A 19,883-nucleotide genomic window follows, 5' to 3' on the forward strand; every position below is an offset into this window, starting at 1 on the left:
TCCACAGTCATGCGCGCACTGCTCTCCGTCTCCGACAAGACCGGCATCGTCGAATTTGCCCAGGCCCTGCACGGCCTGGGCGTCACGCTTCTTTCCACCGGCGGCACCGCCAAGCTGCTGGCCGACAAGGGCCTGCCGGTGACCGAAGTGGCCGAGGTCACGAACTTCCCCGAGATGCTGGACGGTCGCGTCAAGACCCTGCACCCCAAGGTGCACGGTGGCCTGCTGGCCCGCCGTGAGCTGCCCGAGCACATGGCCGCGCTGAAAGAGCACGGCATCGAAACCATCGACCTGCTGGTGGTCAACCTGTACCCGTTCGAGGCCACCGTGGCCAAGGCCGGCTGCACGCTGGCCGATGCGATCGAGAACATCGACATCGGCGGCCCGGCCATGGTGCGCAGCGCCGCCAAGAACTGGAAGGACGTGGGCGTGGTCACCGACGCCGGCCAGTACGAGGCCGTGATCGCCGAACTCAAGGCCGCCGGCAAGCTGAGCGACAAGCTGCGCTTTGCGCTGTCGGTGGCCGCCTTCAACCGCATCGCCCAGTACGACGGCGCCATCAGCGACTACCTGTCGTCGGTGGCGTTTGAGGAAGAAAAGCTGGCCGAGAGCTATGTGCCGGCCCGCAACCTGTTTCCCGGCCAGTCCAACGGCCAGTTCATCAAGGTGCAGGACCTGCGCTACGGCGAAAACAGCCACCAGCAAGCCGCGCTGTACCGCGACCTGTACCCCGCGCCCGGTTCGCTGGTCACCGGCGTGCAACTGCAGGGCAAGGAACTGAGCTACAACAACATCGCCGATGCCGACGCGGCCTGGGAATGCGTCAAGAGCTTCGACGCGCCCGCCTGCGTGATCGTCAAGCACGCCAATCCCTGCGGCGTGGCGGTGGGCAAGGATGCCCACGAGGCTTATGCCAAGGCCTTCCAGACCGATCCGACGAGCGCGTTCGGCGGCATCATCGCCTTCAACCGCACGGTGGACAAGGCGGCGGCCGAGGCCGTGGTCAAGCAGTTCGTCGAAGTGCTGATGGCGCCCGACTTCACCCCCGAAGCGCTGGAAATCTTCAAACCCAAGGTCAATGTGCGCCTGATGAAGATCGCCATGCCCAAGGGCGGCGCCAGGGCCTGGGACCAGGGCCGCAACGCCATGGACGCCAAGCGCGTGGGCTCGGGCCTGCTGCTGCAGACCGCCGACAACCATGAGCTCGCGCTGGCCGATCTGAAGGTGGTCACCCAGTTGCAACCCACCGCGCAACAGCTCGACGACCTGATGTTTGCCTGGAAGGTGGCCAAGTACGTCAAGAGCAATGCCATCGTGTTCTGCAAGGATGGCATGACCATGGGCGTGGGCGCCGGCCAGATGAGCCGGCTCGACTCGGCCCGCATCGCCAGCATCAAGGCCGAACACGCCAAGCTCTCGCTGCAAGGCACGGCGGTCGCCAGCGACGCGTTCTTCCCGTTCCGCGATGGCCTGGACGTGGTGATCGACCACGGCGCCACCTGTGTCATCCAGCCGGGCGGTTCCATGCGCGACCAGGAAGTGATCGACGCGGCGAACGAGCGCGGCGTGGTCATGGTGTTCAGCGGCGTGCGCCACTTCCGGCACTGAAGGTGATGCTCTCCTTGCGCCGCGTTGCGGCTTTCCCCTCCGTGGCGCGCCTTCGGCGTTTCGCATGAGCTTCGATGACTTTCGGCTGAGCCCCGCGTTGCGTCGCGCGGTGACCGATCTCGGGTTGACCGAACCCACCGCCATCCAGGCCCAGACCATGGCGCCCGTGACCCAAGGGCGCGACGTCTGGGCCGCGGCGCCGACCGGCTCGGGCAAGACGCTGGCTTATGCACTGCCGCTGGTGCAAGGGCACGAACGCGCCGCGCGCAAGGACGGCTACCGCCGGCCCGTGCGCACCCTGGTGCTGGTGCCCACGCGCGAGCTCGCGTTGCAGGTGGGCGAGGTGCTGACCCACCTGGCCTATCCGCTGTTTCTGCGCGTGGGGGTAGTGCACGGCGGTGTGTCGATCAACCCGCAGATGATGGCGCTGCGCGGCGGCGCCGACATCGTGGTGGCCACGCCCGGCCGCCTGCTGGATCTGGTGGCGCACAACGCCGTGCGGCTGGGCGATGTGCAGCACCTCGTGCTCGACGAGGCCGACCGCCTGCTCGACAGCGGCTTTGCCGACGAACTGCAGCGCGTGCTCGCGCTGCTGCCCGCCCGGCGCCAGACCTTGCTGTTTTCGGCCACCTTCGCTCCCGAGGTGCAGGCTTTGGCCGAAGCGGTGCTGCGCGACCCGGTGCGCCTGGGAGTCGTCGCCCCCGACGCCCCGCCATCGGACGATGGGCACCCACAGCCGGACATCCGGCAGCACGCTGTCGCGGTGGACGCGCGCAACCGCACCTCTTTGCTGCGCCACCTGCTGAACACGCAAGGCTGGTCGCGCGTGCTGGTGTTTGTGGCCACCCGCCATGCCTGCGAGCACGTCGCGACCAAACTGCAACGGGCCGGGATCGGCGCGGCACCTTGGCATGGCGAGCTGGCGCAGGGCGCGCGCCAGCGTGTGCTGGCCGATTTCAAGGCCGGGCGGTTGCAGGTGCTGGTGACCACCGATCTGGCCGCACGCGGCATTCACATCGACAGCCTGCCCGTGGTGGTCAACCACGACCTGCCGCGCTCGGCCACCGATTACACCCACCGCATCGGTCGCACCGGTCGTGCCGGCGCGGCAGGCGAAGCCTGGAGTTTTGTGACCGCCGAGACCCACGCCCATTGGGCGTTGATCTGCAAACGCGAACAGATCGACCTGACGCCCGAGCCCGTGGTGGGCTTCGAACCGACGGACGCACCCTTGCCAGCGGCACCGCTGGTCGCCGCCGATGGTGGCGGGATCAAGGGGCGGCGACCCAGCAAAAAGGACAAGCTGCGTGCGGCCCAGGCCGCCGGCACCGGTGCGGCCCGGGGATCAGCGCCGGGCTCGCGCTGATCAGTCTTGCGAGGGCGACTCGGCCGGCGTGTCGGTCTTCGGCGGGCGGGGCGTTCGCACGCCGTGCTTGCCGAGGATCTCCACGTACACCGCGTCGATGCCCGTTTGGGCCAGCGCGTCCACCGTCGCGATGACTTCACTCACCTGCACCGTTTCGGCGCTGTCGGCCGTGGCGCCGACCTTGCAGTCGAAGTCCCAGAAATCCACGCCTTCGGGCAGTGGGCGGCCGCGCTCGCGCCGGAAATAACGGCGGATGTCGTGCTTGACGGCATCGAGCACGCGGTCGGGGTGCTTTTTGCCTTGGGCTTGCAGGGGGTAAGTCTTGCGCATGGGGGCTGTCCTTCTCGGGTGGCCACGGCCCGGGATGGACGTGATGCAGGGGGCGGATTATCACCGCCAGAGCCCCCGCCACCGCCTGTCCTGGCATCTCCGCCCCATCCGGGTGGGTCGGGGTATGGGTTGTTAATGAGATTCATTCTTGATAAATCCGGTATGCTCGCCGGCCATGCGTCCCCCGGCTCTGTCCCTTGTCCTGAACGAGTTTCCCCAGCGCTACGAAGCCATCGTGCGCTTTTTGCGTCGCCGTCTGGGCAGTGTGGAGGATGCCCGTGAGGTGGCACACGAGACCTGGTTGCGGTTGGCCGAGCAGGCGGGCACTGAAGCATCCTGCGGTCCGGCAGCCGATGCCCGGGCGTACCTCTATACCGTGGCGGCCAACCTCGGGCAGGATCGCCAACGCCGCGCACATTGGTTGCAAGCCCATCTGCAGCAAGGGAGGGAGGCTGGAGCGGGCGTCGACCACACGCCCGATGTGGCCGAAGGCCTGATGTACCGCCAGGCTCTGAGCGCGCTTGACGCCACACTGATGGCGATGCCGGCCAGGGTACGCGATGTCTTTGTGGCGCACCGTATCCACGGCGAAGCGCAGGCCGATATCGCCTTGCGCCTGGGGGTGTCGCTCAATACCGTGGAGCGCGACCTCATGGCGGCCCATGACCGGGTGGATACTGCGCTTCGACACTGGCGGGGGGAGCCCCGGCGCGGCCTGGGTGGCCCGACACAGGGGCGGCGCAAAAGCCTGGCTTCGCTGCTGGGGGCGGCGGCGGTGGGGGTGCTGGGCCTGGTCGGAGGCTGGCGCTACCGGCAGACCCAGGCGCTGCATTGGGCGGCGGCTCTGTCGACGCCGCAGGGGCAGCGTCTGCAACAGAGTTTGCCCGACGGTTCGATGCTCACGCTCGATGCGCAGACCAGTGTGGAGATGGCTTTCGATGCGCGCCGCCGCACTGTGCGACTGCTGCGGGGAGCCGCTTTTTTTGCCGTCAGCACCGATGCCGATCGCCCTTTCACGGTGGAGGTGGGGGCGCTGAGTGTCACCGTTCTGGGCACGCGGTTCGGTGTCGACATCGAGCCGGCCGGCACGGTGCTCGTGCAGGTCGAATCGGGCCGTGTGCGGGTCGCGCGCTCCACGCAGGTATTGGCGGCGGGGCTGACGGCGGGCCAGGGGCTTCGCGTGGCGTCGGACGGGCGGAGCCAGGCGGTCATTGGCCCAGCGTCGGCGTGGCGGCAGGGGCGTGTTCATTTCGACGCGGTTCCCCTTGGCGAGGCCGTGGAACGCCTGGCACGTTATGCGAGAGTCGATCTCCGTGCCGACCCCAGGACGGCCCAACTGCGTGTCAGCGGCACGGTCGAGATCGCTCGGTGGGACGACTGGTTGCAGGCCTTGCCCGCTGTCTTGCCGGTGCGCGTCGTGCGCGACAGCGAGGGTGGCGTCATGCTGATGGCTCGCTAGCGTTGCGTTCCGCGATGCGACGTCGCTTCGCTCTTTCAAAAAAAGCTTCAGGGTTGTGCCGATTCGTTCGTCCAGCAGAAGAAAGCCTTTTCTTCATGCCCTATCCAGGACGATCTTCTATGCATCACCGATTCCCCGCTTCTTCCCTGCCGCGCACCCGTGTGGTGGCCAGAGCGGCCCTGGCCCTGGGCCTGGCACTCCAGATACAGGCCACCATGGCACAGACTGTGCGCTTCGACATTCCCGCGCAACCGCTGGCGCCCGCGCTCACCGCACTGGCCAGCCAAGCCGGGCTGCAACTGGCTTTTGCGCCGGAGCTCGCGCAGGGGCGGCAGGCGCCCCCGATCCTCGGCCTGCAGGACGTGGCGCAGGCACTGCGGACCCTGTTGGCCGGCAGCGGTTTGCAAGGGCGGGTGCAAGGGCGAACGCTGGTGATCGAGCGCCCGGCACCTGGCGGCACCGTTCTGCCCGAAGTGGTGGTGCGTGCCAGCGCCGAGCGTGATGCCGCCACAGGTCCGGTCAGCGGTTACGTGGCACGACGCAGCGCGACCGGCACCAAGACCGACAGCTCGATTATCGAGACGCCGCAGTCGATCACCGTCATCGGGGCGGAAGAGATCGACACCCTGAAGGCGCAAAGCCTGCAAGGCGCGCTGGGTTATGTGGCCGGCGTCAGCCGCACCGAGGGCATGGACCGAACAACCGACGGCATGTTTCTGCGCGGGTTCCAGACCGGCAGTGTCGGCAGCCACTACCGGGACGGCACACCGTACAGCGTCAACTACTACAACGGTCAGCAGGAGCCCTATGGGCTCGAGCGCATCGAACTGCTCAAGGGCGCAGCGTCGGTGCTGTACGGCGCTGCTGCGCCCGGCGGCATCATCAACACGATCAGCAAGCGCCCGACGGCGACGCCGCTGCGTGAGCTCAATGTGGAGGTCGGTAGCTTTCGCCGGCGCCAGGTGTCGGGGGATTTCGGCGGGGCGTTGGGAGACGGCAGCGACTGGTCGTACCGGCTGACCTTTCTCCGACGGGACAGCGACAGCTTTGTCGAGCACGTGCCCGATGACCGCACTTACCTGGCGCCGGCCCTGCGCTGGCAGCCCAGCGCGGACACCTCGCTGACTTTGCTGGCCGAGTACCACGAAGACAAGACGGCCTATGTCTACGGCCTGCCAGGCCCCGGCACCGTGCTGCCCAACCCCAGCGGTCGATTGCCGCGCAACCGCTTCACAGGCGAGCCCGGCTACGACCGGTTCCACCTCCGGCGCCACAGCGTCGGCTATCTGTTCGAGCACGCCTTCACCGAGCAACTCAAACTCCGCCACAGTCTGCGCCACTACCGTGCCGAGAATGTGTACAACAACGCGTGGATCTGGGGGCTGGAGAGTGATCTGCGCACCACCGCCTTTCGGGGTGCCCAAGATCGTCAGGACCGTTCATCGGCGACGACGATGGACACCTCGTTGCAGTACCAGACCTCACACGGCAACGTGCAACACACCCTGCTGGCGGGCTTCGATTACGCCACACCGCGCCATCGGGATGAGCGCTACAACCGCGACAGCGCACCGCTGGACCTGTACGCGCCGGTGTACGGCGCCGAGCGTGGACCAGCAGCTCCCGCGTCCAATTCGTCCATTGCCAGGATGAAACGCATGGGCGTGTACGCACAGGACCAGATCAAGATCGATCAGCGCTGGGCGATGCTGCTGGGCGGGCGGTACGACACCGTGCGCTATGACGAGCAGGCACTCTTTTCCGGTGACAAGAGCGCCGATGGCGAAAAGAGCCACGCCTTCACCGGCCGCGCTGGGCTGGTCTACCTGGCGGACAACGGGGTGGCGCCGTTTCTGAGCTACAGCGAGTCTTACGAACCCACCACCGGCACCGATCGCCTGGGGCGTCGCTTCAAACCCACGAGCGGTGAGCAGGTGGAGGCGGGGGTGCGTTTTCAGCCCCCCGGCACGGAGACACTGCTGTCAGCGGTGGTCTACCGGTTGACGCGTGACCATGTCACCGTGACCGATCCGCTGGACGTGAACCACATGATCCAGCAGGGCCGGGTGCGCTCCCAGGGGTTGGAGCTGGAAGCCCGCACCCGCATCGGGCGCCACACCAACCTGATTGCCGCCTATGCCTACACCGACGCCCGCACGCTGCGGGCCAGCCCTTTGCAACCCGAAGAAAGGGGGCAGCGATCGATCGGTGTGCCTGACCACCAGGCATCGCTCTGGGGGGATCACGACTTTGGCGCGTTTGGGCTTTCGGCGCTGAAGGTCGGCCTTGGGGCGCGTTACGTCGGCGAGTCACGTGGTCGCGCTCACGGACTGGCCGTGAGCGTGCCGGCCTTCACGTTGTTTGACGCCATGGTGGCGTACGACACCGGTCTGTGGAGGTTGGCCCTGAACGTGAGCAACCTGGCGGACAAAACCTACATCGGCAGCTGCGCCATGTACGGCTGCTTCTACGGAGAGCCGCGCAAGGCCATCGTCACGGCCACCCGTCGCTGGTGATGCAGGCCGGAGCCGCCAGATGGCAGTCCTTTCAGGGACTGAATTCCAGGAGGCGTTGAGGGCTCAGGACCCGCGGGCGAATACCGCTCGCGCGGCAGCCACCGTGGCCGCGATGTCCTCATCGCTGTGCGCCGCGCTCACGAAGCCCGCTTCGTACAGGGCTGGCGCGATGTACACCCCCCGGTCCAGCAGGCCGTGGAACAGGGCGTTGAACTTCGTGCCATCGCTCTTCATCACGGCCGCGTAGTTCTGGGGCAGTTCGGGCAACAGGAAGAAGCCGAACATGCCGCCCTGGCAGTCGGCGCTGAAGGGGACGCCTTCTGCGGCGGCGGCGGCCTGGAGACCGTCGACCAGCGTGCGGGTTTTGGCCGACAGCGCTTCGAAGAAACCGGGCCGGCTGATCTCGCGCAGCGTGGCCAGACCGCAGGCGGTCGCCACGGGGTTGCCGCTCAGGGTGCCGGCCTGGTACACGGGCCCCAGCGGGGCGAGCTGCTCCATCACGGCGCGCTTGCCGCCAAAGGCCGCCAGCGGCATGCCGCCGCCGATGACTTTGCCCATGACCGTCATGTCGGGCTCGAAACCCGGGATCAGGCTGGCATAGTGGCCCTGGGCACTGCCCAGACCGACGCGAAAGCCCGTCATCACCTCATCGAAGACGAACAGCGCGCCATGTTGCGTGCACAACTCGCGGATGCGCGCCACGAACGGCACGCTGGCGCGGACGAAATTCATGTTGCCGGCGATGGGCTCGATGATCACGCACGCGATGTCGGCGCCATGCTGCGCAAAGGCCGCTTCGATCTGCGCGACGTTGTTGTACTCAAGCACCAGCGTGTGCTGAACCACCTCGGGCGGCACGCCAGCGCTGGTGGGGTTGCCGAAGGTGGCCAGGCCCGAGCCGGCCTTGACCAGCAGCGCGTCGGCATGGCCGTGGTAGCAGCCCTCGAATTTGATGAGGGTCTTGCGGCCGGTGGCGCCACGGGCCAGGCGGATCGCGCTCATGCCGGCTTCGGTGCCCGAGCTGACCAGGCGCACCATTTCCAGGCTGGGCACCAGTTTGATGATCGCTTCGGCCAGTTCAACCTCGCGTTCGGTGGGCGCGCCGAACGAGAAGCCGTCGAGCGCCGCTTTCTGCACCGCTTCCAGCACGGCCGGGTGGCCGTGGCCCAGGATCATCGGACCCCAGGAGCCGATGTAGTCGATGTACCGCTGGCCATCGGCGTCCCAGAAATACGCGCCCTGGGCGCGCTGCACGAAGCGCGGCGTGCCCCCCACCGCGCGGAAGGCGCGCACGGGCGAGTTCACGCCGCCGGGAATGGTCTGCTTGGCGCGTTCGAACAGGGCAAGGTTGCGGTCGGTCATGGCGGGGAGGTCCATCAATGCTTGGTGGTGTCGAGCGGAAAGTCGTCGGCGTCGAGCGCGCTGTCCGGGGTGGGCTCGCCGTCTTCGGCGCTTTCGTCGGCTCCATCGTCTTCGTGCGCCCAGAACAGCCGGTCGGGAACCGCGTGGCCCATGCCAGGCTGGAAACCGGCGTTCAGGCACTGGTCCAGATAGGTCAAGGCCTCGGCACAGGCTGTCTGCAGGTCGTTGCCGCCGGCGATCAGGGCGCACAGCGCGGCCGACAGGGTGTCCCCGGCGCCGCTGAAAGTGGCTTCGAAGCGTTCGTAGCGCGCGCTGGCCAGCACGCTTTCGGGGCTGGCGAGGTGGCTTTCCAGGTACTGGTCGGCCGCGTTGAATCCGGTCACCAGGGTGTAGGGCACACCGTGTACGGCGGCCGCACGGGCCACTTCGCGGGCATTGGGGGGGCGGTCGCCTTCCCATTCGGGCAGCAGCCAGCGGCACAGGGTGCTGTGATTGCCCACCAGCACCGTGGTCTGGGGCAGCAGCAGTTCGGCGAAAGCATCGAGGTAGGTCTCGATGGCCAGTTCATCCCACCAGGACAGGTCGGGCATGTAGGCAATCACCGGCGTCTCGCTGTAGTCGCTGGTGATTTCAGCGATGGCGCTGAGGTTCTCGGGGGTGCCCACGAAGCCCACCTTGAAGGCTTGCACCGGCATGTCCTCCAGGGCGCAGCGTGCCTGGTCGGCCACGGCTTCCTCGTCGAAGGCGACGTGATCGTGGATCTCGGTGGTGTCGCGCACGTAGCTGCCCGTGACCACGGCCAGCACGTGCGCCGAAGCGCTGCTCATGGCCGTGAGGTCGGCGCTGAGCCCGCCCGCACCGCTGGGGTCGTTGGCGTTGAACACCATGGCGCAGGGCAGGGTGGCTTCGGCAGCGGACAGGGAGAGGTTGGTGGCGCCGGATTCGGGGGAGTCAGACATGGAGGGCGCGATGAACGGGGCCGTGAGGGCGATGGCCGGCAGATCGGGTTGGGCCCTCGCGACAAAGCCATGGATGTGTGACCGGAGGGGCTGTCATGGCTCGATACAATGATTGCATTCTATGCCATCGCCCTCTATAACCATGCCCGAAACGAAGACTTGGATGTGCCTGATCTGCGGCTGGATTTACGACGAGGCAGCGGGTGCGCCCGATCACGGCATTGCCCCCGGCACGCCGTGGGATCAGGTTCCCATGAACTGGACCTGTCCGGAGTGCGGTGCACGCAAGGAAGATTTTGAAATGGTCCAGATCTGAGACGGCGGCTGGATCACGGAACGACGTTCGGGAAGGCTTCGAATCGCCCGCCCCCTTGACCCAACGATCACCCAACCAGGGAGCCTGCGCGCATGAGTTCCACGCCTTTGAAAGTCCTCGTGGTGGACGACAGCAACACCATCCGGCGCAGTGCGGAGATCTTCCTCAAGCAGGGAGGGCATGAGGTGTTGCTGGCCGACGACGGATTCGATGCGCTGGCCAAGATCAACGACTACAAACCCGATCTGGTGTTCTGCGACATCCTGATGCCGCGCCTGGATGGTTACCAGACCTGCGCGATCATCAAGCGCAACGCCCGTTTTGCCGACATTCCCGTTGTGATGCTGTCTTCCAAGGACGGGGTGTTCGACAAGGCCCGTGGCCGCATGGTCGGGTCGCAGGAATACCTGACCAAGCCGTTTACCAAGGACCAGCTGCTGCAGGCCGTGCAGCAGTTCGGTATGCATTCAACCGGAGCCGCGTGATGCCCATTCGAAGTGTCCTGATCGTTGACGATTCCAAGACCGAACTGATGGTTCTGTCGGACCTGCTGGGCAAGAACGGCTACAGCGTCCGCACGGCCGAGAATGCCGAGGAGGCATTCCGCAAGCTCAGCGAGCAAAAACCCGACCTCATCCTCATGGACGTGGTGATGCCGGGGCAGAACGGCTTTCAGCTGACCCGGGCCATTGCGCGCGACCCGCAATACTCGGAAATCCCCATCGTGATGTGCACCAGCAAGAACCAGGAGACCGACCGGGTCTGGGGGATGCGCCAGGGTGCCCGGGACTACGTGACCAAGCCGGTGAATGCCGAGGAACTGCTGTCCAAGATCCGGGCCATCGGCTGACGGTCGGCATCTTCGAGCACAGCATGGCCAAACGCCAGTCCCTCAAAGAATTGCAGGAACGCCTGGCGCGGCGTCTGACCGCCGCCCGGGCCGAAGCCGCCACCGCCTCCTGGCTGGCCATTGAAGTGGCCGGCCAGGGATTTCTGGTGCCCTTGGTCCAGTCGGGCGAGATCTTTCCGTGGTCCGGGGTGCAGAAGGTGCCTTTCACCAAGCCCTGGTATGCGGGGGTTGCCAGCTTGCGCGGCGGGCTGTTCGGTGTGGTCGACCTGGCCGGTTTCCTCGGCGTCGATGCGGCCGGCGGTGACCGGTTGAGCATGGATGCGCGGCTGGTCAGTCTGAACCCCACCTTCGGGGTCAACGCGGTCCTGTGGGTGGATCGCCTGCTCGGGCTGCGCAATCCGTCCGTGTTCACGTCGGTGGAGCCGACTCCGCCGGAAGCGCCGGGCTTTGTTCCGCGCCAACTGACCGACGCGCAGGGCCGGGTCTGGAAAGAGCTGGACCTGGGCGTGCTGGCCAGTCAGGCCGAGTTCCTGGCCATCGCGGCGTGATGCGGCGCGCGGGAGCCAGGGTTTTCTTCAAGGCCGGAGCCCGGTTCCGGTCCGGGCATTAGTTCACTCATCGTTGGAAGGTTGTTTCATGGCCATGTTTGATCGACTTCAGGGGCTGTTCAAGCGCAAGGAGGTGGGCAACGAGGACGTGGACCTCTCGCGCGCGACGGACCAGGATCTGGCCGAACTCGCGGCCGCGCGGCTGGCGCCCGCTGCGACCGTCCAACCCTTTGCGGAAAGCCGGCTGGCGCCGGACGAGGGGGATGCCGGACCTGTGGACCTGGAGACGGTGTCGGTTCCCCTGCTGGGTCGCAAGCCGGTCGAGGTGCACCGCCGCTCGCTGCTGACCCTGCTGGGGCTGGGCGCGGTGGTGCTGCTGGCCACCATCTTCTTCATCCTCACCCAGACCGAGAAGTTCGGTCAGCAGGTGGCCGCCAGCGGTCAGGCGTTGATGCAGTCCCAGCGGTTGGCCAAGAGCGTGTCGCAGGCGCTGGTGGGCAGTGTGCCCGCCTTCGGCGAGGTGCGCGAAAGCGCCGACGTGCTGGCCCGCTCGGTGCGCGGCCTCAAGCAGGGCGACGACGCGATGTCGCTGGCCGCGGTGGGGCCAGAGTTCGGTGCGTCGCTGGAGGAGATCGCGCCACGGGTCGACCGGGCCGAGCGCAATGCGGCGGCCGTGTTGGCCCAGCAACAGATCCTGACGCAGGTGGGCGACGCGCTGCGCTCCATCAACCGCCAGACGTCCGATCTGCTGGAGATCGCCGAGACCGTGTCTTCGCTCAAGTTGCAACAGGGTGCGCAGGCGGCCGAGATTTCGGCCACCGGCCAGCTCGTGATGCTGACGCAGCGCATCGGCAAGTCGGCCAACGAGTTCCTGACCATGGAGGGGGTGAGTCCCGAGGCGGTGTTCCTGCTCGGCAAGGACCTCAACACTTTCAAGGAAGTGGCCGAAGGTCTGCTCAATGGCAGCAGCGAACTGCGCCTGGCCCCGGCGCGCGATGCGCAGGTGCGCGAGCGGCTCGGGGCCCTGCTCAAGCTCTACGACGAAACCCGGGTGGAAGCCGGTGCGATTCTGGGGAACCTGCAGGGGTTGGTGTCGGCGCGCGAAGCGCAGGCAGGCATCGTGGCCGACAGCGAACCGCTGCGGCTGGGGTTGCAGAAGCTGCAGGACGGGCTGTCGGCCCGTTCGGGGCTGGGTGGTGGTGAGCTGGTGGCCCTGCTGCTGTCGACGCTGTTCGTGCTGCTGTGCGGTGGGGGCCTGGCTTATGTGCAGCTGCAGGACAGCCGCCAGCGTCAGCAGATTGCCGAGTCGCAACGGCTGTCGGCCGAGTCGCTGGAGCAGGATGCCAAGCGGGTCAACGACGCCAACCAGGCGGCCATTCTCCGGCTCATGAACGAGTTGCAGACGGTGGCCGAAGGCGACCTGACCCAGGAAGCCACGGTGACGGAGGACATCACCGGCGCCATCGCCGACTCGGTGAACTACACGGTCGAGGAACTGCGGTCGTTGGTGGGCAACGTGCAGGCCACGGCGCAACGGGTGGCGCAAACCACGGCCGCCGTCGAAAGCACGTCGACCGAACTGTTGGCCGCCTCCACGGAGCAGCTGCGGGAGATCCGCGAAACCGGCCAGTCGGTGCTGGACATGGCGCAGCGCATCAACCAGGTGTCCGGTCAGGCGCAGGAATCCGCCACGGTGGCGCGGGCTTCGCTGGAAGCCGCCGAATCGGGCCTGAAGGCGGTGCAGGATGCCATTGGCGGTATGAATGCCATCCGTGACCAGATCCAGGAAACCTCCAAGCGGATCAAGCGGCTGGGCGAATCGTCGCAGGAGATCGGCGAAATTACCGAGCTGATTTCCGACATTACCGAGCAGACCAACGTGCTGGCACTCAACGCCGCCATCCAGGCCGCCTCGGCCGGTGAAGCGGGCCGGGGCTTCTCGGTGGTGGCGGAAGAAGTGCAGCGGCTGGCCGAACGGTCGGGCGATGCGACGCGCCAGATCGCGGCGCTGGTGAAGGCCATTCAGACCGATACGCAGGATGCGGTGGCCGCCATGGAACGTTCCACGCAGGGTGTGGTGGAAGGGGCGCGCCTGTCGGACAACGCCGGCACGGCGCTGTCCGAGATCGACCGCGTGTCGCGCCGGCTGGCCGACCTCATCGAGCAGATTTCCAGCGCGGCCTCTCGCGAGGCCCAGTCGGCCAACGAGGTGGCGGGCAACATCCAGCACATTTTTGCGGTGACCGAGCAGACCGGTGAGGGCACGCGCTCCACCGCCGAGCAGGTGCGTGAACTCTCGGCGGTGGCCGAGGAACTTCGCCAGTCGGTGGCGCGGTTCAAGATCGCCTGATTCATCGACACGTTCCGAACCCCCATCCGATCGCCATGTCCGATTCCACGTCCCACCGATCGCCCGAAGACGCATCTCTGGCCGACCTCGGGCCACTGGCCTGGGTGTTCGATGAACTGCGCAAGTCGCTGGACGGCGCGAACAAGGCGGTTCGCCGTTTCCTGCGCGAGCACGAGCAGTCCCACCGCGAGGACCTGGAGGCGGTGGACCCGGCTTCGCTGCGTCTGGCGCGGCAGCAGCTGCACCAGGCCGTGGGGGCGCTGGAGATGGTGGGTCTGGGCGCGCCGGCGCAGGTGTTGCGGGCCATGGAGGCTGCGGTTCACCGCTTCATCCAGAAGCCGCAGACCTGCACCGAGGCCGCCGCCACCCAGGTCGAGCAGGCCAGCTTTGCCCTGATCGAATACCTGGAAGCCGTGCTGGGCAACAAGGTGTTGTCGCCTGTGGCGCTGTTCCCCCAGTACCGCGATGTGCAGGCACTGGCGGCAGCCGAGCGGGTGCACCCGGCCGATCTGTGGCCGTTCGAGCAGCGCGGGCAGGAAATGGGCGCGCCCGCCGACGTGGCCCCCCTGCAGCCCGACGTGCGCATCCGCTCGATGCTGGACCGTCTGGTGCTGCTCTCGATCAAGACCCGCAGCCCCGCGGCGGCGCAGCAACTGGTGCGCCTCTGTGCAGGGCTGTCCGCCAGCGCCGGTGCGGTGCGCGCAACCACCTTCTGGCGCGTCGCCGCAGCCTATTTCGAGGCGCTGGCACTGGACGCTCTGCCGGGTGATCTGTACGTGAAGCGGGCCGCGTCGCGCGTGCTGCTGCAGTACACGACCCTGGCCCAGGGACAGCAGCAGGTGTCCGAGACGCTGATGCACGACCTGCTGTTCTTCTGTGCGCAGGCCACCTTGCCGGCGGATGCGCCGGCGCCCCATGTCCGGGCGGTGCGGCAGGCGTTCGGGCTGGAGCAGGAGCCGCGTGTCGACTACGCCCGCGCCGAACTGGGCCAATACGATCCGGCCGTGCTCGCGCAGGCGCGCAAGCGCATCGGGGCGGCCAAGGAATCCTGGTCCCTTTTCACCGGTGGCGATACCAGTCGGGCGCGCCAGGTGCTGGACCAGTTCAGCCTGATCGGTGACTCGCTGATCAAGCTGCATCCCGGCAGCCAGGCGCTGGCCAAGGCCCTGCTCAAGGCGGTCGATTTTGCGGTCCGCAGCAGCCAGGGCGTGCGCCCCGAGCTGGCGATGGAGGTGGCGACCACGACCCTTTATCTGGAGGCCACGTTCGAGGACTTCGACCCGAACGATGCCGAGCTGTCGCGGCGGACCGAAGCGCTGGCGCAGCGCCTCGAAGGGGTGTTGTCGGGGCAGGCACCGCAACCGCTCGAACCCTGGATGGAGCAGTTGTACCGCCGCATCAGCGATCGCCAGACGATGGGCTCGGTGGTCGGCGAGCTCAAGGTGTCGCTGGCCGAGGCCGAGAAATCGCTCGACCAGTTTTTCCGCACCCCTGCCGAGAAGGGCGGCTTGCACGCCGCCGTGTCCCAGTTGTCGCAGATGCGGGGCGTGTTGTCGGTGCTCGGCCTGGAGCCGGCGGTGCAGACGGTGTCGCGCATGCGCACCGTGATTGAACAGAGCCTGCACGAAGACAGCGCGCTGGCCGAAGGCGAGAGCCTGCGGCTGCTCGGCAACAACCTCAGCGCGCTGGGTTTCCTGATCGACATGCTCAGCTACCAGCCGGCGCTGGCCAAGAAGCTCTTCGTGTTTGACGAGGAACGTGGTGAGCTGCTGCCCATGATGGGGCGCCGGGGCGAATCGGCCGAGCCGCGCCCAGCCCAGCGCGAGGCCTTGGCCCTCAGCGAGGATGTGCAGCGGGTCGTTGACGACGTGCAGCAGGGCACCGACCTGGTGGACCTCAGCCAGCGCCTGGACCGTCTGGCCGACGAGGCGACGCTGGCCGAGCATGCGGGGGTGGCCAAGGCCGCCCGCGATGCCGCGCAGGCCGTGGTGCGTCCCGATGCGTTGGAAGGCGCGCAGGCACTGGTGGGGCTGGCCGGGGCGGTGTCGCCACCGGCGGCACCCGCACAGGCGGAAGGCGCCGGTGCGGACGACGAGGATGACGGCGATCTGCTCGATATCTTCCTGGAGGAAGCCCGCGAAGTGACGGGCCAGGGCCACGCCGCCATCGAGGGCCTGCGCCAGGCTCCTGGGCAGCTCGAACCCCTGACCGCGTTGCGCCGGGCTTTTCACACCCTCAAGGGCAGCTCGCGCATGGTCGGGCTCACCGATTTCGGCGAAGCCGCCTGGGCGCTGGAGCAGGCGCTCAACGCGGCGCTGGCCGAACAGGGCGCGGTCGAGTCCGGTCTGTTGTCGCTTTCCACCGAGGCGCTCGACGCGTTGGGCCAGTGGGTGGAGGACATTGCCCAGGGCCGTGCTGGCCACTGGCGCCCGCAGCCATTCCGTGCCAGTGCCGACGCCTGGCGGCTGGAGCGGCGCGAACTGCCCCTGTCGGGTGTGGCGGCCGTTGACGCTCCGGTTGAACCGGGATCCGATGACGCGGTGCTGGCGGCACCGGTGGTGCTGTCGGACGAAACCACCGAAGCCGAGGTGACGCCGGACCTGGTGCCGCAAGCCGATGGCGAGGGGCCCTTGCCGGTCACCGTGGAGTTCGATGGCGATTTTGTCGAAACGGCGCCGTTCGATGAAGACACGATCACCGAAGAGGATCTGCTGGCAGCGGGAATTCCCGTGCCCGGTGCCGAGCCGCCACCCGCAGAGATGCCGTCTCTGGAGGCCATCGATTTCGAGCGTCTGGCCGCTTTGTCGGACCGTGCGGCCGAGGCGTCTGACGAGCCGGCGCAGGCGCCTGCGCCGGCGGGTATGAGCTTCCCGCCGATCGAGCCGCCCGCGCCCGACACGGCAGCGGTCGAGGTGGTGGAAATGCCGGCTTCGGCGTTCTCGGCCGACTGGCCGGAGCTGTCGCTCCCAGCCGAAGTGCCGGAGGCGCCTGCACCGGCCGCCGTGCCGGAAGAGCTCCAGCCCGTGATCGTCAGCGACGCGGAGGAGGCGCCAGCGCCCGACCCCGAGCCGGAACCGGCATCGCCCACAGCAGGAGCCGACGAGGGGCTGGTGACCGCTGACAGCGACATGCCGGCGGTCGCGGTCGTGGCCGAGGAATCCGCAGACGCGGCGAACATGGCCGATGACACCAAGGTCATCGGACCGTTGTGCATCGGCATCCGGCTCTACAACGTGTACCTCAACGAGGCCGACGAATGGTCCCGCCGGCTGGGCAATGGTCTGGCCGAATGGGCGCTGGAACGGCACGAACCCCTGGGCGGGCAGGCCGAGGCGCTGGCGCACTCGCTGGCCGGCAGCTCCGCCACGGTGGGATTCGAGCCGCTCTCGCGCATTGCCCGTGCCCTCGAGCACGCCCTGGGGGTGGCCGCTTCGCACCAGCAGGCCGGCCAACCCGTGAGCGCCGAGCGGGCGAAGCTGTTTGTCGATGCGGCCGAAGACATCCGCCGCCTGCTGCACCAGTTTGCCGCCGGGTTCTACAAGGAGCCGTCGGCGGAGCTGATCGCCGCGCTCGACGCCGTGACCCATGAGCCCTTGCCGAGTCTGGACGAGGGTGATTTCGATCCGCTCGCTTCGCCCCTGGACAGCCCGTGGGCACCTGGCGACGCCTTGGCGGTGGCGGAGCCTTTGCCCGCTGATGAAACCCCGGCCGACTTTGGCGTGTCGACCTTCGGCGCGATGACGGCACTGGAGCCGCCCGAGCCCCGCCGCGACGGGCCGGTGCAGGACATCGATGACGACATCGATGCGCTGGACACCATCGACGTCGATCTCTTTCCCATCTTTGCCGACGAAGCGCAGGAGTTGCTGCCCCATCTGGGCGGGGCTCTGCGCCAGTGGGTGGCAAGGCCGGAAAACGCCAGTGCCCGGGGCGAAGTGCTGCGCACTTTGCACACCCTCAAGGGCAGCGCGCGACTCGCGGGTGCCCTGCGCCTGGGCGAAATGGCCCACCGCATGGAAACCGAGGCCGAACGCCTGGGTTCCGACGTTCACCGCAGCGCGGATGTCGAGCCGTTGCTGGCGTCGTTTGACGCCATCAGCGCCCGGTTTGACCTTCTGCGTCGCAACGACTCGCCGGCCCAGGGGGTGGTGCAAACGGCGCCGGAACAGGACCTCTCGGCGACGCCGTTGCAACCGGATACCCAGGTCGCTGGTGAACCGTTGCCCGAGGTGTTCTCGCCTGCCGCTCCGGCACCCGAAGCCGTGGATAGACTGGCTGTGTCGGCCAGCATGGCGCCTGCTGTTCCCGGGCTGCAGGGTCTGGCCTTGCCGCCAGGGCCTACGGCCCCGGCACGTGCGGCGGGCGCGGCCGTGCGCGTGCGCCCGGAGCTGCTCGACCGGCTGGTCAACCAGGCCGGGGAGGTGATCATCACCCGCTCGCGTCTGGAGTCCGAACTGGTGACCTTGCGCGGTTCGCTCAAGGACCTCACGGGCAACCTCGACCGTTTGCGCCAGCAGTTGCGCGACATCGAACTGCAGGCCGAAACCCAGATGCAGTCGCGCCTGGCCCAGGCCAAGGACGCCAACCAGTCCTTCGATCCGCTGGAGTTCGACCGCTTCACGCGGGTGCAGGAGCTCACGCGCATGATGGCCGAGTCGGTGAACGACGTGGCCACCGTGCAGCGCAACCTCCAGCGCGCCGTGGACGCGACCGAAGACGGCCTGGCCGCCCAGGCCCGCCAGACGCGCGAGTTGCAGCGCGACCTGCTGCGTACGCGCATGGTGGAGTTCGAAGGGATTTCCGAACGCCTGTACCGCGTGGTGCGCCAGGCGTCGAAGGAGTCGGGCAAGCAGGTGCGGCTGGACATGACGGGCGGTGCCATCGAAATGGACCGTGGCGTGCTCGACCGCATGACCGCTGCGTTTGAACACCTGCTGCGCAACAGCGTGGTGCATGGCATCGAAACGCCGGACGTGCGCATGGCCGCCGGCAAGCCACCGGAAGGGCAGATCCACATCCGGCTGCAGCAGGAACTCAACGACGTGTCGGTCACCTTCGAGGACGATGGCGCCGGGCTCAACCTGCCGAAGCTGCGGGAAAAGGCGGAGGCTCAGGGCTTCGTCACGCCCGGGACGCAGCTGTCCGACGAAGAGGCTGCGCAACTGGTTTTTGCGCCTGGCCTGAGCACAGCCACCGAGGTCTCGGCGTTGGCCGGGCGTGGGGTGGGCATGGACGTCGTGCGCAACGACGTGGTCGCCCTGGGGGGGCGTGTCGAAACCACGACGCAACCGGGCCAGGGCACGCGCTTCAAGCTGGTGCTGCCGCTGACGACCGCCGTCACCCAGGTGGTGATGGTGCGGGCCGGATCGCTGGCTTTCGGGGTGCCGTCCAATCTGGTGGAAATCGTGCGCCGGGTTTCGGCCGACGAGCTGACGCAGGCCTACGCCAGCGGCACGCTGCAGGCCAGTGGCGAGGCCATTCCGTTCTACTGGGCGGGTGCTCTGCTGCAGGCTTCGCCGCAGTCGCAGGAACTGCAGGGCCGCACCCTGCCGGTGGTGATCTTCCGCTCGGCGGCGCAGCGCGTGGCGATGCACGTCGACGAAGTGCTGGGCAACCAGGAAGTGGTGGTCAAGAACCTGGGGCCGCAACTGTCGCGCCTGCCGGGCCTGGCCGGCATGTCGGTGCTGGCTTCGGGGGCCGTCGCCCTGATCTACAACCCGGTGGCTTTGTCCACCGTGTATGGCGCCCAGGTCCGCGAATGGGTGCTGGCCCAGCAGCAGCAAGCGCCGCAGGCGCACGAACCGGTGGTGGCCGATCTGGTGCCGAACGCCGTGCCGCTGGTGCTGGTGGTCGACGATTCGATCACGGTGCGGCGGGTCACGCAGCGCCTGCTGCAGCGCGAAGGCTACCGGGTGGTGCTGGCCGCCGATGGCTTGCAGGCGCTGGAGAAGTTGCAGGGCGAGCGGCCGTCGGTGGTGCTGTCCGACATCGAAATGCCGCGCATGGACGGCTTCGATCTCGTGCGCAACCTGCGCAACGACCCACGCCTGGCCAGCCTGCCGGTGATCATGATCACCTCGCGCATCGCCACCAAGCACCGCGACCACGCGCGCGAGCTCGGCGTCGACCACTACCTGGGCAAGCCGTACGCGGAAGACGAGCTGCTGGCGCTGATCGCCCATTACGCGCGCAGCGAAGCCCAGGCCTGAAGGGGCCGGG

General features: G+C 67.7%; 13 protein-coding genes. 10 read left to right on the forward strand and 3 right to left on the reverse strand.

From position 1 onward, the window contains the following. Positions 1-9 precede the first annotated feature (9 nt). Together purH and QQK43_RS14865 are read left to right on the forward strand one after the other, a co-directional pair. The gene (gene purH / locus QQK43_RS14860) at positions 10-1,608 is read left to right on the forward strand and encodes a bifunctional phosphoribosylaminoimidazolecarboxamide formyltransferase/IMP cyclohydrolase (protein ID WP_284308350.1); all 1,599 of its coding nucleotides are present in this window, start codon (positions 10-12) and stop codon (positions 1,606-1,608) included. 64 nt (positions 1,609-1,672) lie between these two features. Then, positions 1,673-2,974, forward strand: coding sequence for a DEAD/DEAH box helicase (locus QQK43_RS14865; RefSeq protein ID WP_284308351.1), 1,302 nt, complete (start codon positions 1,673-1,675; stop codon positions 2,972-2,974). On the opposite strand, the gene QQK43_RS14870 is transcribed toward QQK43_RS14865, so the two are convergent. Beyond that, positions 2,975-3,304 (reverse strand): DUF6172 family protein, encoded by a 330-nt coding sequence (locus QQK43_RS14870; RefSeq protein ID WP_284308352.1) that lies wholly within the window; start codon positions 3,302-3,304, stop codon positions 2,975-2,977. Between the two features lie 175 nt (positions 3,305-3,479). Here QQK43_RS14870 and QQK43_RS14875 point away from each other — a divergent pair, with 175 nt between their 5' ends. Both QQK43_RS14875 and QQK43_RS14880 read left to right on the forward strand, forming a co-directional pair. After that, positions 3,480-4,763 (forward strand): sigma-70 family RNA polymerase sigma factor, encoded by a 1,284-nt coding sequence (locus QQK43_RS14875; RefSeq protein ID WP_284308353.1) that lies wholly within the window; start codon positions 3,480-3,482, stop codon positions 4,761-4,763. Between the two features lie 119 nt (positions 4,764-4,882). Then, entirely contained in the window at positions 4,883-7,279 is a 2,397-nt protein-coding gene (locus QQK43_RS14880; protein ID WP_284308354.1) for a TonB-dependent siderophore receptor, read from the forward strand. Between the two features lie 63 nt (positions 7,280-7,342). On the opposite strand, the gene hemL is transcribed toward QQK43_RS14880, so the two are convergent. Together hemL and thiD are read right to left on the reverse strand one after the other, a co-directional pair. Next, the gene (gene hemL / locus QQK43_RS14885) at positions 7,343-8,641 is read right to left on the reverse strand and encodes a glutamate-1-semialdehyde 2,1-aminomutase (RefSeq protein ID WP_370465282.1); all 1,299 of its coding nucleotides are present in this window, start codon (positions 8,639-8,641) and stop codon (positions 7,343-7,345) included. 14 nt (positions 8,642-8,655) lie between these two features. Then, a complete protein-coding gene (gene thiD, locus QQK43_RS14890) occupies positions 8,656-9,600 on the reverse strand; it encodes a bifunctional hydroxymethylpyrimidine kinase/phosphomethylpyrimidine kinase (protein ID WP_284308356.1) in 945 nt (314 codons plus the stop codon). A 142-nt stretch (positions 9,601-9,742) separates the two neighbouring features. Here thiD and QQK43_RS14895 point away from each other — a divergent pair, with 142 nt between their 5' ends. The 6 genes from QQK43_RS14895 (at position 9,743) to QQK43_RS14920 (ending at position 19,873) form a co-directional block, all read left to right on the forward strand. After that, positions 9,743-9,916, forward strand: a complete 174-nt coding sequence (locus QQK43_RS14895; RefSeq protein ID WP_234265646.1) for a rubredoxin — start codon at positions 9,743-9,745, stop codon at positions 9,914-9,916. Between the two features lie 92 nt (positions 9,917-10,008). After that, positions 10,009-10,401, forward strand: coding sequence for a response regulator (locus QQK43_RS14900; protein WP_234265547.1), 393 nt, complete (start codon positions 10,009-10,011; stop codon positions 10,399-10,401). Next, on the forward strand, positions 10,401-10,766 hold the full coding sequence (locus QQK43_RS14905) for a response regulator (protein WP_234265546.1): 366 nt from the start codon (positions 10,401-10,403) through the stop codon (positions 10,764-10,766). The genes QQK43_RS14900 and QQK43_RS14905 overlap by 1 nt, the downstream gene beginning before the upstream one ends. A 23-nt stretch (positions 10,767-10,789) precedes the next feature. Further along, the gene (locus QQK43_RS14910) at positions 10,790-11,314 is read left to right on the forward strand and encodes a chemotaxis protein CheW (protein WP_284308358.1); all 525 of its coding nucleotides are present in this window, start codon (positions 10,790-10,792) and stop codon (positions 11,312-11,314) included. An 88-nt stretch (positions 11,315-11,402) separates the two neighbouring features. Continuing rightward, the gene (locus tag QQK43_RS14915; RefSeq protein WP_284308359.1) at positions 11,403-13,664 is read left to right on the forward strand and encodes a methyl-accepting chemotaxis protein; all 2,262 of its coding nucleotides are present in this window, start codon (positions 11,403-11,405) and stop codon (positions 13,662-13,664) included. A gap of 35 nt (positions 13,665-13,699) precedes the next feature. Beyond that, positions 13,700-19,873, forward strand: a complete 6,174-nt coding sequence (locus QQK43_RS14920; protein WP_284308360.1) for an Hpt domain-containing protein — start codon at positions 13,700-13,702, stop codon at positions 19,871-19,873. Positions 19,874-19,883: the final 10 nt, after the last annotated feature.

Origin of the sequence: Hydrogenophaga electricum (genome assembly GCF_030160815.1) — a bacterium.
In the GTDB taxonomy this organism is placed as follows: Bacteria; Pseudomonadota; Gammaproteobacteria; order Burkholderiales; family Burkholderiaceae_C; genus Hydrogenophaga; species Hydrogenophaga electricum.

What these genes read in the sequence shown, in the direction of transcription:
- purH (WP_284308350.1), top strand. Translation starts at nt 10, where the DNA reads ATGCGCGCACTGCTCTCCGTCTCCGACAAGACCGGCATCGTCGAATTT.
- QQK43_RS14865 (WP_284308351.1), top strand. Translation starts at nt 1,673, where the DNA reads ATGAGCTTCGATGACTTTCGGCTGAGCCCCGCGTTGCGTCGCGCGGTG.
- QQK43_RS14870 (WP_284308352.1), bottom strand. Translation starts at nt 3,304, where the DNA reads ATGCGCAAGACTTACCCCCTGCAAGCCCAAGGCAAAAAGCACCCCGAC.
- QQK43_RS14875 (WP_284308353.1), top strand. Translation starts at nt 3,480, where the DNA reads ATGCGTCCCCCGGCTCTGTCCCTTGTCCTGAACGAGTTTCCCCAGCGC.
- QQK43_RS14880 (WP_284308354.1), top strand. Translation starts at nt 4,883, where the DNA reads ATGCATCACCGATTCCCCGCTTCTTCCCTGCCGCGCACCCGTGTGGTG.
- hemL (WP_370465282.1), bottom strand. Translation starts at nt 8,641, where the DNA reads ATGACCGACCGCAACCTTGCCCTGTTCGAACGCGCCAAGCAGACCATT.
- thiD (WP_284308356.1), bottom strand. Translation starts at nt 9,600, where the DNA reads ATGTCTGACTCCCCCGAATCCGGCGCCACCAACCTCTCCCTGTCCGCT.
- QQK43_RS14895 (WP_234265646.1), top strand. Translation starts at nt 9,743, where the DNA reads ATGCCCGAAACGAAGACTTGGATGTGCCTGATCTGCGGCTGGATTTAC.
- QQK43_RS14900 (WP_234265547.1), top strand. Translation starts at nt 10,009, where the DNA reads ATGAGTTCCACGCCTTTGAAAGTCCTCGTGGTGGACGACAGCAACACC.
- QQK43_RS14905 (WP_234265546.1), top strand. Translation starts at nt 10,401, where the DNA reads ATGCCCATTCGAAGTGTCCTGATCGTTGACGATTCCAAGACCGAACTG.
- QQK43_RS14910 (WP_284308358.1), top strand. Translation starts at nt 10,790, where the DNA reads ATGGCCAAACGCCAGTCCCTCAAAGAATTGCAGGAACGCCTGGCGCGG.
- QQK43_RS14915 (WP_284308359.1), top strand. Translation starts at nt 11,403, where the DNA reads ATGGCCATGTTTGATCGACTTCAGGGGCTGTTCAAGCGCAAGGAGGTG.
- QQK43_RS14920 (WP_284308360.1), top strand. Translation starts at nt 13,700, where the DNA reads ATGTCCGATTCCACGTCCCACCGATCGCCCGAAGACGCATCTCTGGCC.